18 protein-coding genes are annotated in these 12,953 nt (G+C 61.9%); 7 read left to right on the top strand and 11 right to left on the bottom strand.

The features are described from left to right. Positions 1–3: 3 nt before the first annotated feature. The 3 genes from NH234_RS18885 to NH234_RS18875 form a co-directional block, all read right to left on the bottom strand. Positions 4–216, bottom strand: a complete 213-nt coding sequence (locus tag NH234_RS18885) for a YXWGXW repeat-containing protein (protein ID WP_085732108.1) — start codon at positions 214–216, stop codon at positions 4–6. Between the two features lie 42 nt (positions 217–258). Beyond that, entirely contained in the window at positions 259–585 is a 327-nt protein-coding gene (locus NH234_RS18880; RefSeq protein ID WP_085732107.1) for a YXWGXW repeat-containing protein, read from the bottom strand. Positions 586–711: 126 nt separating this feature from the next. Continuing rightward, on the bottom strand, positions 712–1,197 hold the full coding sequence (locus tag NH234_RS18875) for a DUF3592 domain-containing protein (protein ID WP_367253832.1): 486 nt from the start codon (positions 1,195–1,197) through the stop codon (positions 712–714). A 155-nt stretch (positions 1,198–1,352) separates the two neighbouring features. Here NH234_RS18875 and NH234_RS18870 point away from each other — a divergent pair, with 155 nt between their 5' ends. Beyond that, entirely contained in the window at positions 1,353–2,039 is a 687-nt protein-coding gene (locus NH234_RS18870; RefSeq protein WP_085732106.1) for a GNAT family N-acetyltransferase, read from the top strand. Positions 2,040–2,104: 65 nt separating this feature from the next. On the opposite strand, the gene NH234_RS18865 is transcribed toward NH234_RS18870, so the two are convergent. Continuing rightward, the gene (locus NH234_RS18865; RefSeq protein ID WP_367253831.1) at positions 2,105–2,545 is read right to left on the bottom strand and encodes a hotdog fold domain-containing protein; all 441 of its coding nucleotides are present in this window, start codon (positions 2,543–2,545) and stop codon (positions 2,105–2,107) included. Positions 2,546–2,708: 163 nt separating this feature from the next. Between NH234_RS18865 and NH234_RS18860 the strand changes: the two genes are divergently transcribed. Continuing rightward, positions 2,709–3,335: a TetR/AcrR family transcriptional regulator gene (locus tag NH234_RS18860; protein WP_085732104.1), complete on the top strand. Its 627-nt coding sequence runs from the start codon at positions 2,709–2,711 to the stop codon at positions 3,333–3,335. A 191-nt stretch (positions 3,336–3,526) separates the two neighbouring features. On the opposite strand, the gene NH234_RS18855 is transcribed toward NH234_RS18860, so the two are convergent. Further along, a complete protein-coding gene (locus NH234_RS18855; RefSeq protein WP_367253827.1) occupies positions 3,527–4,159 on the bottom strand; it encodes a TetR/AcrR family transcriptional regulator in 633 nt (210 codons plus the stop codon). Positions 4,160–4,259: 100 nt separating this feature from the next. Between NH234_RS18855 and NH234_RS18850 the strand changes: the two genes are divergently transcribed. Beyond that, on the top strand, positions 4,260–4,844 hold the full coding sequence (locus tag NH234_RS18850) for an NAD(P)H-dependent oxidoreductase (RefSeq protein ID WP_367253825.1): 585 nt from the start codon (positions 4,260–4,262) through the stop codon (positions 4,842–4,844). 18 nt (positions 4,845–4,862) lie between these two features. On the opposite strand, the gene NH234_RS18845 is transcribed toward NH234_RS18850, so the two are convergent. After that, on the bottom strand, positions 4,863–5,981 hold the full coding sequence (locus tag NH234_RS18845) for a P1 family peptidase (protein WP_367253823.1): 1,119 nt from the start codon (positions 5,979–5,981) through the stop codon (positions 4,863–4,865). A 27-nt stretch (positions 5,982–6,008) separates the two neighbouring features. After that, on the bottom strand, positions 6,009–7,112 hold the full coding sequence (locus tag NH234_RS18840) for an extracellular solute-binding protein (protein ID WP_367253821.1): 1,104 nt from the start codon (positions 7,110–7,112) through the stop codon (positions 6,009–6,011). A 112-nt stretch (positions 7,113–7,224) separates the two neighbouring features. On the opposite strand from NH234_RS18840, the gene NH234_RS18835 reads away from it, so the two are divergent. Beyond that, complete coding sequence (locus NH234_RS18835; RefSeq protein WP_367253819.1) at positions 7,225–7,998, top strand: LuxR C-terminal-related transcriptional regulator; 774 nt, start codon at positions 7,225–7,227, stop codon at positions 7,996–7,998. Between the two features lie 5 nt (positions 7,999–8,003). On the opposite strand, the gene NH234_RS18830 is transcribed toward NH234_RS18835, so the two are convergent. Both NH234_RS18830 and NH234_RS18825 read right to left on the bottom strand, forming a co-directional pair. After that, entirely contained in the window at positions 8,004–8,945 is a 942-nt protein-coding gene (locus tag NH234_RS18830) for a class I SAM-dependent methyltransferase (protein ID WP_367253817.1), read from the bottom strand. Continuing rightward, on the bottom strand, positions 8,945–9,136 hold the full coding sequence (locus NH234_RS18825; protein WP_085732098.1) for a hypothetical protein: 192 nt from the start codon (positions 9,134–9,136) through the stop codon (positions 8,945–8,947). The genes NH234_RS18830 and NH234_RS18825 overlap by 1 nt, the downstream gene beginning before the upstream one ends. On the opposite strand from NH234_RS18825, the gene NH234_RS18820 reads away from it, so the two are divergent. After that, a complete protein-coding gene (locus NH234_RS18820; protein WP_367253815.1) occupies positions 9,135–9,548 on the top strand; it encodes a response regulator in 414 nt (137 codons plus the stop codon). The two genes, NH234_RS18825 and NH234_RS18820, sit on opposite strands and share 2 nt — an antisense overlap. A gap of 63 nt (positions 9,549–9,611) precedes the next feature. Next, positions 9,612–10,280, top strand: coding sequence for an HAD-IA family hydrolase (locus tag NH234_RS18815; protein ID WP_367253813.1), 669 nt, complete (start codon positions 9,612–9,614; stop codon positions 10,278–10,280). On the opposite strand, the gene NH234_RS18810 is transcribed toward NH234_RS18815, so the two are convergent. Continuing rightward, positions 10,274–10,933 (bottom strand): isoprenylcysteine carboxylmethyltransferase family protein, encoded by a 660-nt coding sequence (locus tag NH234_RS18810; protein ID WP_367253811.1) that lies wholly within the window; start codon positions 10,931–10,933, stop codon positions 10,274–10,276. The two genes, NH234_RS18815 and NH234_RS18810, sit on opposite strands and share 7 nt — an antisense overlap. 164 nt (positions 10,934–11,097) lie before the next feature. Here NH234_RS18810 and NH234_RS18805 point away from each other — a divergent pair, with 164 nt between their 5' ends. After that, positions 11,098–12,015, top strand: a complete 918-nt coding sequence (locus NH234_RS18805; RefSeq protein ID WP_367253809.1) for a pyridoxal-phosphate dependent enzyme — start codon at positions 11,098–11,100, stop codon at positions 12,013–12,015. A gap of 13 nt (positions 12,016–12,028) precedes the next feature. On the opposite strand, the gene NH234_RS18800 is transcribed toward NH234_RS18805, so the two are convergent. Beyond that, positions 12,029–12,925: a LysR substrate-binding domain-containing protein gene (locus NH234_RS18800; protein ID WP_367253807.1), complete on the bottom strand. Its 897-nt coding sequence runs from the start codon at positions 12,923–12,925 to the stop codon at positions 12,029–12,031. Positions 12,926–12,953 lie beyond the last annotated feature (28 nt).

Raw genomic sequence — 12,953 nt, 5'->3', positions numbered from 1 at the left:
GCCTCAATACGCCCGCCAATGCCCCGGCACCCAGCGCCATTGGTTGCCGGCCCAGCGGTAATGCCCGGCGACCCAGTGATAACCCGGCGCAGGCATCGCCGGAACCACTTCGACGATCGGTGGTGGCCGGTGCGGGCGCGCCGGTTCGACGACACAGCCCGACAGGGTGATTGCCACCAGCGTGGCAGTGATCAAGGTTTTTATGGTTTTCGACATGGTGATGTTCCTGGTGGGTAACGTTGGCAGACGGTTGCGCGATCAACGCACCCAATGGCCTTCAATCCAGTACCAGTTCGGCCCGCGCGCCTGCCAGTGGCCGGGTTCCCAGCGTGCGCCGTGGTGACGCACCGGTTGCCAGTGACCGGGCATCCAGACATAACCCCGGCCTTCCCAGCGCCAGTGGCCGCGATCCCAGGCATAACCTGCCCGTGGACCGGGCATCGGTTCCATGCGCATCGGTGGCGGGGCTTCGCGGATGATCATTTCGGGTTGGGCAAATACTGGGGGACTGGCCAGCGCGGCCAGCGTCAGCGGCAACAGCAGCAGGGCTTTTCGCCATTTGAACAGGGAACGCAAAACGTTCATGACAACTCCTCAGGGCCTGCGTCGGGAAATGAACGCAGCTGAAGAATTGGACGCCAAATCGGCGAAAGATCCGACGCCGGCCGGATGAAATTTTTGTCAGGAACGGCGCCGGAAAAAGAGGATGAATCAGTAGAAACGATCTTCTTCTTTCATGGCCTGGATTTTCCAGAACGTCCTGCCCGAGATCAGCAGGAACAGTACTCCGAGCAAAAGGCCGCCGGTCATGATGTAGAAGCCCGGGCGGTAGCTGTACAGTTCGGCGGCGATGGCGTTCTTCTCCGGCAACCATCGTGAAACCAGCAGAGGGATCGGCCCGCCCACTTCATATTGCGTGTGCTCGGCGTAGCGTTCGTCGATGAACTGATCTTCGTGGATCTGCCCCTGATCGTCGGTGTAGCGGTAGTGAAGGATCTTGCCATTCTGGTTCATCCGGATCTCTTCCAGTTGCGTGACGGTGCCGCTGACTTCCATGGCGTTGAACTGCAACAGACCATAACGAATGCCCTGATGGCGGGCCATGCCGGCCAGCAGCAACACTACACAGCATGCGACAGTCAACATCACGATACGGTTGTAGAGATGATCCCTTTGGGCTTCGCGCGGGTAGTACATCGGACGATCCTTCGTGATTTCGGAATAGAGAAAAGCTGAGTCGGCGGCGGAGCGGGCAACTTTAGCCGGTGTCCGCGCCCGGGCGCGGTATTATGTCGGCGTTTGCCACGGACAGCCCGGTGGCAACCTGTGTTTACCCCCGGAGTTCACCCGCCATGCCCCGCATCACCCACTACAAATCCCCGTGCCCCGAAGGCGTCAACAGCCAGATCCTGCAAATGGTGGTCGACTACCTGACCGACATCAGCGCCATCGGTCTGGGCCCGAGCAATCTGCTGTACAACGTTTATCAGTACGCGGTGGGCTACGAGGTGCATTTGTATCTGGAGGCGTTGAACGGCGAGAAGGGCACCGAGGTGGAACTGCTGGTGGCCACCGACGACGAAGACCCGGAGCAGGTGATCGGCTTCCTGTTGTACTTGCCGGTGCAGGGTGATTGGGAGGCGTGCAACGTGGCCTATCTGGCGGTACAGCAGCCGTACCGCCGCCAGGGCGTGGCTCGGGCGTTGATCGCCGACATGCTGACGCGTTACCCGCATGCCGAGCTGACGTGCAGCGTGGGTAAAGTCCCGTATTTCGAGGCGCTGGGCTTTGAAGTGCTGGGCCAGTTGGAGACTCAGGTACTGATGAGCACCCGGCATTACCGCAGCAACGGTTTGCGCGGTTTTATCGACACCACGCCGATCTACCGCTCGCTCGAAGTGCAGCAGATCCACACCTATTTGCTGCAAAAGCACGGCAAACGGGCGATGGTCGATGCCGAGAAGCAACGTGACCGGCATCTGGATCAAGTCACGCGGCACACCGAAGAATTTGTCCGCCAGCGCCTGACCGTGCACTGATCCGGCCAAAGGCAAAAAGCCCTTGTTGTGATGACCGCAACAAGGGCTTTTTTGTGCCCGTGATTTCAGGACAGCTTCACGTTCATGGTGATTCGCGCCGTGAACACTTTCTTGCCCTCGGCGTCGTGGATGTCCACCGGCACGATCTTGTCGCCTTCGGTCTGCCAGTCCAGCGCTTCGCCATTGGCCACGGCGGTCACATCGGATTTGGCCTTGGCCAGGTACTCGACGGTCATGCCTTTGGGAATCCAGCGTGCACCGGCCGGAATCGACACGTCGGTCATCATCCCGGCCGCCAGTTCGGCAGCGTTGCACATGGCGATGGCGTGCACGGTGCCGAGGTGGTTGGTGATCTCGCGGCGGAACGGCACCTGCACCGTCGCTGAACCCGCGCGCAATTCGCTGACCAACGGATTGATGCTGCTGAAATACGGCGCGACCTGACAGGCCATCTGGCTGAACGCTTCGGGGCCGACGCTGGTGAACATGCTGAGAAACTGACTCATGGTGAAGCCTCGCGATTAGGGAATTTGCAGAATTATGTTCCGTTACAGAATAATGTTCTGTAACGGAACGGTATTCTGTCCATGGGAAATCTGTCAACCTAGGCGCGTTTCGATTACCGGCACGGGCGTGCCTTTCAACCGGATTTACAAGGCCTTCAACCCCATGGATACCGCAGATCTCCTCGAGCGCAGCTACCCCGGACGCCGGGCCGAACTCAAGCGCGACATCTTTCGCGAGGCCTTGCGCCTGTTCAACGAACAGGGGATCGAGGCCACCACCATCGAAATGATCCGTGCCGAGTGCGACACCAGCGTCGGCGCGATCTACCACCACTTCGGCAACAAGGAAGGACTGGTGGCCGCACTGTTTTTCACTGCGCTGGAAGATCAGGCGCGCTTGCGCGACGCGTATCTGAACGACGCAACGACAACCGAAGAGGGCGTGCAGGCGCTGGTCTACAGCTACGTCGATTGGGTCGAGAACCAGCCGGAATGGGCACGGTTCCAATATCACGCGCGTTATGCCGTGACCCGGGGGCCGCACAAGGACGAACTCGCTGCTCGCAACAAGACGCGCAATCTGGGGCTGCGCACCTGGCTCGCCGAGTCCGGACGCGCCGCCGAACTCAACGATTGCCCGGCCGAATTGCTGCCGTCACTGATCGTCGGCCAGGCCGACAGCTATTGCCGCGCGTGGTTGTCGGGAAGAGTGCAGGGCAGTCCGAAGGCTTATCGCGAGTTGCTGGCGCAGGCGGCATGGCGTTCAATCCGCCGCGAACCGGAACGCTGATTTTCAGTGACAAAAAAAGAGCCTCAAGACTCTTTGATGGGGAGGAGTAGAGCCAGTGAGGCTCAAGATGCGCATGAACAAGGTGCGAGCTTGATTGGGGTTCAGGTCACCCGCACCTACGCAATGGTTTGGTGAACCAAGCGACTGCGTATCCCCATCGTAGGAAGGTGCGGCGGCGCTCTCAAGTACCGTCAGTCACTTGCTTTGGCGGCGCTGACGGCGGCCCTTTCGACCATCGCGGTGATGGTTGCAAACAGCTCGTCGCGGGCCTGCGCGGCGCTGATTTCTCCGATCGCTGCTGCTTGAGACAAAGCCTCGGCGGCACCGAGAATGGCGCGTAGTCCCGCCTGTGTAATGTCGCCCCCGTCAGCGAACGGCGACAGCACATGACGGCATTTCTCCAGGAAGATCGCCTCGTACTCGCGCTTGATCTTCTCCAGTTCCGGCGTGCTGGCCAGTGCGGCAATCACCCCCGGAATCTCGTTGCCTTGAGTCAACACGCAGTCGACATACGCCGTGGCAATCACCGAGGCGGTGCCGCTTAGCGTCGACTCGCAATTGCCTAGCGCAACATCCATCAGCGCGGTCTGGCGCCTGTCGAAATCCTGATACAGCGCAGCGAGCAATCCGGCGCGGGTGGTGAAGTGGTCATAGACCACCGGTTTGGTCACGCCGGCTTTTTCCGCCAGATAACCCAAGGTCAGGGCATCGGTGCCTTCTTCGCGAATCAATTGCCAGGCCATGTCGAGCAACTGGCGCTGACGGTCTTCCCGGGACAGGCGTCGGCGGGGTTGAACGGGTTCGGGGATTTCCGTGGTTGACATTTCTTATATACCAAACGTAACTTACTGAAGGTAACTTACCAAGTGTAACTTATCGAAAGGATAAGCCCTTGGTCAGCAATCACCAACCGGAGATTTCCCCATGCACGCATTGATAGTTGTGGCCCATGATGACCCCCGTTCGCTGACCCATGCGCTGGCGCAGAAAATCGCCAAAGGCCTGTCGGAGAGTGATCCGTCCAACACCTTCGAAATCGCTGACCTGCACGCCGAGAAATTCGATCCGCGTTTTGGCGTGGCCGATTGGGCCGTGCATCATCGCGAATCCGTACCGCCAGCCGACGTCTTGGCCGAACAGGCACGCATCGACCGCGCCGATGCGCTGGTGCTGGTGTATCCGGTGTTCTGGTGGTCGATGCCGGCGATGCTCAAGGGCTGGATCGACCGGGTGTTCAGCAATGGCTGGGCGTTTGATTTCGACGGCGATAAGACGCAGAAGAAGCTCGGACGATTGCGCGTGCATCTGGTCGGACTCGGCGGGGCCGATGCACGCACCTACGACCGCCACGGCTACGGCGCAGCGATGAAGGTGCAGATCGATCACGGCATCTTCGACTACTGCGGGGCGACGGTGGCCGGCTCGGCGTTGTTGCTGGAGTCCGAGCTGCGCGACCCAGCGGTGCAACTGCAGGCGGCGCGCGAACTCGGACTTGGGTTGTTCCGCTAATGGTCTTTGGGAACAGTTTCAGCGAGCGCCGGGCCAGCCTGCTTTTTCGAGGGCGGCGAGCAAGGTCGCAGCATCCAGCCCCGGCACCGAGTGCCCGTTGCCTTCGGTGCTGTCGCTGGCCAGCAAGGCGTTGATGATCGCCTCTTCAACCGCCTCGGTCGCCGCCAGAAACAGCTCGCTGATGTGGTCGTTGTTGACCATCCGCAAGCCGTCGCAGGTGGGCGCGCCTTTGCCCTCGTAAGCAGCGGGCGGGACCTGTTCGTTGCCGGTGGCGAAGGCAATGAAAATGTCACCGCTGTGATCTTCGTTGCCACCCCCGGTACGCGCCAGACCGAGACTGGCCCGTTGTGCCAGTCGCGTGCATTGGTGCGGCAACAGCGGCGCATCGGTGGCCAGGCACACCACGATCGAACCCATGCCCGGATGCGGTAGCGAAGCGCGCAGGAACGGCGAATCCACCTGTTCCATGTAACGCCCGACCGGGTAGCCGTCGACCCGCAATTCGCTGCGAATCCCGTGGTTGGCCTGAACGATGGCGCCCACCGTCCAGCCGCCCTGAGCCTTGCTCAATCGGCGCGATGCGGTGCCGATCCCGCCCTTGAATTCATGACAGATCATGCCGCTGCCACCGCCCACCGCGCCTTCCTGCACCGGGCCGTCAACGGCATTGCTCATCGCCTCGGCCACGTGTTCGGGCTTCACGTGAAAGCCGTTGATATCGTTGAGCAAGCCATCGAAGGTTTCCAGCACCACCGGCATGTTCCAGTAGAGACGACCGTCGTCCGGTTGCTGCGCGCGATCCAGTTCGATCAAGGCATCGCGCACCACGCCGAGGCTGTGGGTGTTGGTGAAGGCAACCGGGCTGGTCAGCAGGCCGGCTTCGCGAATCCATTCCAGTCCCGTGGCATCGCCGTTGCCGTTGAGTACGTGAACGCCGGCAAAACACGGTTGTGCATTGGTCGAGCCGGCACGGGGTTCGATCAGGGTAACGCCGGTGCAGATGTCGCGCCCAGAGGCGCTTTGCCCCCGCACATTGCTGTGGCCGACCCGCACGCCGGGCACGTCGGTGATGGCATTGAGCGGGCCGGGCTGCAGTTGGCCGATGCGGATGTCGAGGTCGCGGGCTCTTGGTTTCATGGTGTTTTCTTCTCTGTTCATTTTTGATTATTGGCCGTTCTTGACCTTGCTCCAGACCCGGGTGCGCACCCGTTCGGTGGCTTTGGGCAGGGGCTCGAGGGTGAACAACGTCGCCATCGCTGTGGCAGACGGATACACCGCCGGGTTGTCGCGGGTGGCTTCGGCGACCAGCGCGGTGGCGGCGCGGTTGCCGTTGGGGTAGGACAGGTGATCGCTGACCGGTGCAATCACATCGGGCCGCAGCAGGTAGTCGATGAACGCCAGGCCCTGAGTCGGATGCGGCGCGTCCTTGAGTAGTACCAGCGTGTCGAACCACACCGGCGCGCCTTCTTTCGGCAGGCTGTACTGGATCTTCACACCGTTGCCGGCCTGCTCGGCGTTGGTCTTGGCTTCGAGCATCGCGCCGGACCAGCCGACCGCCACGCAAATGTTGCCGTTGGACAGGTCGCTGATGAATTTCGAAGAGTTGAAGTAGGCGATGTGCGGGCGCAGTTTCAGCAGCAGCGCTTCGGCTTTCTGATAGTCCTCGGCGTTGGTGCTGTTGGGCGGCAGGCCGAGATAGTGCAGCGCGACCGGGAGCATTTCCGATGGTGAATCAAGCATCGCCACGCCGCATTCGCCGAGTTTGGCCAGGTTCTCCTCCTTGAACACCAGATCCCAGGAATCCACCGGCGCCTTGTCGCCCAGCACGGCGCGCACCTTGTCGACGTTGTAGCCGATGCCGTTGGTGCCCCACAGATACGGCACGGCGTACTGGTTGCCGGGGTCGTTGTTGGCCAGTTTGCCGAGCAGATCGTTGTCGAGATTCTTCCAGCCCGGCAGTTGATTGCGGGGCAGCGGGGCGAGGGCGCCGGCCTTGATCAGGGTCGGCAGACTGAAGTTGCTCGCCACCACCACGTCGTAGCCGCTGTGGCTGGTCATCAGTTTGCCTTCCAGCACTTCGGCGCTGTCGAAGGTGTCGTAGACCGGTTCGATGCCGCTGTCTCGCTTGAAATCATGCAGGGTGTTCGGGCCGATGTAGTCGTACCAGTTGTAAACATGCACGCTCGGCGCTTCGGCCGCTTGCGCGGTCAGTGCGACGGACACAACGCCCGCCAGGCCCAGGTTGATATACCCACGATGACAACGCATGATGCGGCACTCCTGGCCTGTTGGCAGGCCGGTGATGAACAGGAGTGGTCAGCCTATCGGGCGGGCCGCGCCGCACCCATTCCCATCATGGGTTACTCAAAAGGGGTAGTGCGTGGACGCGTTGCTGCAGGAATTGCCGGTGCATCAGAGCTTGTCGCGGCTGTTCGCCACGGTCGGTCAGGACGGCTTCTGGCGGGCGCTGGTCGATACGGTGCGGCTGCTGGTGCCGCTGGACAATGCTCTGGTGGCGGTGATGCAGGCGGGGCGGCCACCGCAATTGCTGATCGACTTCGACAGCCAGGGTCGCGCCGACGAGCAGGAAGAACTGGCCGGTTACTGTGCCGGTATGTACTTGCTCGATCCGTTCTATCAGGCCTCCGTCGCCGGGATTGCCGACGGTTTGCACAGTCTCGCGGCCGTGGCGCCGGACCAGTTTCTGCACAGCGAGTACTACCTGAGCTACTTCCGTTCGGTGGTCGGGGCGGATGAGCTGCAATTCATGGTGAACCTCGATGGCGGCGTGCTGGGCTTGTCGATGGGCCGTTCGACGGCGTTCAGTTTGCAGGAGCAGGGGCGCCTGCTCTGCGTGCGGGACTGGGTGTTGTCAGCAATGCGTCGGCACGTGCAGTTGATGCCGCCGCAAGGCGCGGCCGTCGAGGCACCGGTCGGTGATCTGGCCGCCTTGCTGGATCGTTTCGACGCGCGGCTGACCGCACGCGAAATCGACACGGCACGCCTGATTCTCCAGGGCTTTTCCAGCAAGGCCATGGCTCAGCACATGAACATTTCGCCGGAGACCGTAAAGGTCCATCGACGCAATCTCTATCACAAGCTCAACGTCACCGGGCATGGCGAATTGTTTGCGCTGGTGTTGCGCCCGCGCTGACGGGGTCATCCGATCTGCTTGAACAGCAGCGCCTTCAGGCCGCTTTCCGGGTCAATATCCGGAAACTCTGGCGGGTTCTTCAGCCGCTGCTCGAAACGCAGACTCGGCGCCTCTTGGGTCACGCCGTCGATCAGGAAATCCGAACCGAACGAAGGATCGTTCATGCACGCCAGCACCGTGCCCTGTGCTGTCAGCAGTTCCGGCAGGCGGCGCAGCACGCGCTGGTAATCCTTGGTCAGCAGGAAGCTGCCTTTCTGGAAGGACGGCGGGTCGATGATCACCAGATCGTACGGGCCGCTGTTGATCACCTTGCCCCAGGACTTGAACAGGTCGTGGCCGAGGAAACTCACCTTGCTCAGGTCATGGCCGTTGAGACGATGATTGTCGCGGCCCCGGCTCAGCGCCGCGCGGGACATGTCGAGGTTGACCACATGGCTGGCACCGCCCTCGATGGCCGCTACCGAAAAACCGCAGGTGTAGGCGAACAGGTTCAGCACCCGTTTGCCGGCTGCGTGCTCGCGCACCCAGTTGCGGCCGTAACGCATGTCGAGGAATAGCCCGGCGTTCTGCTTGCGGCCCAGATCCACGCGGTATTTCAGCCCGTCCTCGACGATGGTCATCTCGTCGATCTCGTCCCCCAGCAGCCATTCGGCGGTGCTCTGCGGCAGGTAGCGGTGCTGGATCAGCAGGGTGTGAGCACCGGATTGCTGCCATTGCTCCGAATGAGTGATCTCCAGCAACAGATGCTTGAGGTCTTCCAGTTGCGAGGCCTCGGGTTCCTTGAACAGCGACACCAGCACCACGCCTTGCAGCCAGTCCACGGTGACTTGTTCCAGCCCCGGCCAGCAGCGTCCACGGCCATGGAACAGGCGCCGGGTTTCGGCCGGTGCCGAAGTCAGCGCGGTGAGCAGGTGGGCGTGGAGAACGGCGAGGGCTTGAGGGTTCATCAATCGGGATCGGCCAGCAAAAAGGGCGGGCATTTTAACCACAAATGCGCCGTGGCGATGGCCCGCCGACCGCCGTTATCGAAAAGACCTGTATCAAAAATGAATTTCTGTACAAGGTGCCGCTCATACCAGATAAGCAGCGGTTTCATTCCGCTGAAAACGTTCATGTTGTTCAGGGAGTGCCAGTTCATGTGTCCAGTTCCGTCTTCGAGCGCGCACCTTCCTGGCGGGTTGATTCTGGTAGTGGAAGACGATCCGTTGATTCTGGAGTTTCTGTGCGAAATTCTTCAGGAGGAAGGTTTCAAGGTCGAGCCGCAGACCAGTGCCGATGCGGCGTCGCAATACCTGGAAGAGCACGCGCCGGAAGTCGCGCTGCTGCTCACCGACATCACCATGCCCGGCACTCTCAATGGGGCGGACCTGGCCAATCTGGTGGGCGAGCGCTGGCCGGAAAAACCGGTGATGGTCATGTCCGGCTATGAAACGCCGGAAACTTCCGGCGTCCGCCATCCGGTGGCGTTCATCAAGAAGCCCTGGGCCATCGGCCAGTTGCTCGATTGTGTGGACGACGCGTTCAAATCCAAGGCGCCGCGTCCGCACTGAAGCCCGCGGCAGATGCTACATTGCCGGACACATTTGCTCGGCTCTGCTTAAGGATGCGATCCCTTGTCTGCTCATGATGCTGTTTTCAATCGCGCGTTCGGCGCGTTCCTGTTCGACATGGACGGCACCGTCCTCAACTCCATCGCCGCTGCCGAGCGAATCTGGGCGGCCTGGGCCGAGCGCCACGGGGTGAACGTCGAAACGTTTCTGCCAACCATCCACGGCGTGCGCGCCATCGATACCATTACACGTCTGAAGCTGCCGGGTGTGGACGCCGAGGCGCAAGCAGCGTTCATCACTGAAGCGGAAATCGAAGACGTTGAAGGCATTGTCGAGATTCCCGGTGCGGCGGCGTTTCTCAAGTCATTGCCGACAAACCAGTGGGCCATGGTGACCTCGGCGCCACGGGATCTGGCGTTGCGACGGATGGCGGCGGCGGGGATTCCCGAGCCTGCGGTGATGATCACGGCCGAAGACGTAACGGCGGGTAAACCTGACCCGGCTGGCTACCGACTGGCCGCAAAAAGTTTGGGTCTTGAACCGGCCGATTGCCTGATTTTCGAAGACGCTACTGTCGGTATTCAGGCGGCAGAAGCGGCCGGTGCGCCGCTGATGATCATCACCGCCACTCACCAGCATCCGATTGAGACCTCACACGCGACCATCGCCAGTTACCGCGACGTTGCGCTGAGCATCGACAACAACGGCCAGTTACGCCTGCAACCTCAGTAAACGCCCGGCAACAACCGCCAGCTGCGCGCGCAATAGGCATCGTATTCGGCGCCGAACTGGGTGCGCAGCAAGGCTTCTTCTGAATGGATGCGGGCGATCAGCGGGATCAGCGTCAGCGCCGCCAGCAAGATCCCGACGACCGAACGAAACGCCAGTGCCCAGCCCAGTGCATTGACGACCAGCCCCAGATAGCTGGGATTGCGCAGGCGCGTGTAGATGCCATCGGTCACCAGACGATGTCCCGGCTGAATCGCCACCAGGCCGCTGAACCGATGCCCCAGCACAAACACCGGCCATAGCCGCAACGCGCCGCCGGCGATGAACAACAACGCCCCCAGCCAACGGGTGCCTTCACGGCCCACGGTCCAGAACCCGACGCGGTCGCAGTAAGCCGGCAGAAAAGCACTGACCAACCCGATCACGCCGAACGCCGGAATCACCCAGCGATTGGCCCGGTCCTCGCGCTCGCCGGAATTGAGGTTCACTTCGCTGAACAACGACACCACGACCATCGCCAGCGTCGCCATCGCTACTACCACCAGTGCGCCGTGGGAAAAGAACTCCGCGACACCACCGATGCCCCACATCGCCAGCCCGAGATAGGCGAGGGTGGCAAGCACCGCGACCACGGTCATTTGTGCTGACATTTTCATAGGCACCTCACGGCTGTTCCGTTCAGTGTAGATCCGGGCACGATCCCTGGCGTTCAGCGTTGTGTGGGCGAGGTGAACTAAGCTTCAGGCAGGGACGTTTCACTTTCATCCGTCCACGCTCCGACGCAGCGGTCGCCCGGACGTGGCCTCAACAGGAGCCCGCCATGCTGCACATCCGCACGCCGTTGATCCTCCATCCGACTCTGTCGACCACCTCCCGGCGTATCTGGCTGAAACTGGAAAACCTGCAACCCAGCGGCTCTTTCAAACTGCGGGGCATGGGGTTGTTGTGCAGTCAGGCAGCGGCGCAGGGCAAACGCAAAGTCGTCTGCCCGTCCGGCGGCAATGCAGGCCTGGCTACGGCGGTGGCGGCGGCCAGTCTGGGTTTGCAAGCCTGCATCGTGGTGCCGCACACCACCCCCGAAGCGACCCGCGCGCGGATTCGCCGCACCGGCGCCGAAGTCATCGTCCACGGCAAAGTCTGGGACGAAGCCAACCAGCGTGCGCGAGAAATGGCCAGCGCGGCAGACACCGAGTACGTCCCGGCCTTCGACCACCCGGTGTTGTGGCAAGGGCACAGCACGATGATCGACGAAATCCTCGAAGACTGCCCGCAGGTCGACACCGTGGTTACCTCGGTCGGCGGCGGGGGATTGCTGGCTGGGATCCTCACCGGACTGCTGCGCCACGACCGACGTGACTGCCGGATCATCACCTGCGAAACCCAGGGCGCCGCCTCGTTTGCCGCCGCCGTACAGGCCGGCCACCCGGTACGCCTGAGCAAGATCGACACCGTCGCTACCTCCCTTGGCGCCGCGCAGGTAGCGGCGTGGCCGGTGCAACACATCGGCGAGTTCGATCACGAATGTCTGGTGCTGTCCGATGACGACGCGATCATGGGCGTGGTGCGTTATGCCAGTGATCTGCGGCAACTGGTGGAGCCGGCATGCGGGGTGTCGCTGGCGGTGGCTTATCTGGATCATCCAGCGCTGGCGGGGGCTCGGGATGTGGTGATTGTGGTGTGTGGCGGGGTGAGTATCAGTGCGCAGTTGGTCGCGGGGTGGGCGCGGTTGGGCGTTTGAACCACGCCTTTAGTCACGCCCCCGAGATGTCCGGGCCCGTCAGCATCGTCCTGAATGTCTCCACCAACGGCCGCAAATTGATCCGATGCCAAGCCGCCCACAACGGCGTGGTAAACGCCAGCCACGGCACCTCCCGCAACACCACACCCGGCGGGGCGTTGTGGCTCAGGCCTTTCTGGATCATTGCAATCCCCAGCCCCGAAGCGACCAACCCCAACGCGGTAAACGGCTCGGTCGCCTGCATGCGCACATCCGGGGTGAAGCCGGCGCGCAGGCAGGCGCTGAGGAAGTCGTCGCAGGCATCCTGACGCGGTTGCACGCCGATCCATTCCTGAGTGGCCAGATCCTCCGGGCTCAGCGATGCCTGTGCGGCCAGTGGATGCTGTTCCGGCAGCGCCAACAACATCGGATCGTCCAACACCTGAAAGCCCAGCAAGTCAGGATCGTCGGTCGTCGGCGGTTCGCTGACCAGCGCAATATCGAGGCTACGCTGACGCAGGCCCTCAAGTTGTTCGGCGGAGCTGAGGTTGTACAGCGCGACATGCACGTTCGGCCGATCTCCCCGCAGCACGCGCAATGCGTTGGGCAAAACACCTGCGTGCATGGCGTTCTCGATATAGCCAATGCACAAACCACCTTCTTCGCCACGGCCCAGACGTTTGCCGAGGGATTCCAGGCGATTGGCGTGGGTCAGCAGGGCGCGGGTCTCGGCGAGGAACGTCTGGCCGTCGCGGGTCAGGCGGATGCGCTGCTGGCTGCGTTCGAACAGGGTCAGGCCCAGGCGCTCTTCGAGCTGGGCGATCTGCCGGCTCAGCGGCGATTGAGAAATATGCAGACGCTCAGCCGCGCGGCCGACGTGCTCTTCTTCGGCGACGACTACGAAGTAGCGCAATTGGCGGAAATCGATCATGTCAGACCTTCAGGGACTCAAGTGCTGC

This window comes from Pseudomonas sp. stari2, assembly GCF_040760005.1.
Classification (GTDB): Bacteria; Pseudomonadota; Gammaproteobacteria; order Pseudomonadales; family Pseudomonadaceae; genus Aquipseudomonas.
This window is presented reverse-complemented; position numbering and strand designations above follow the sequence as displayed.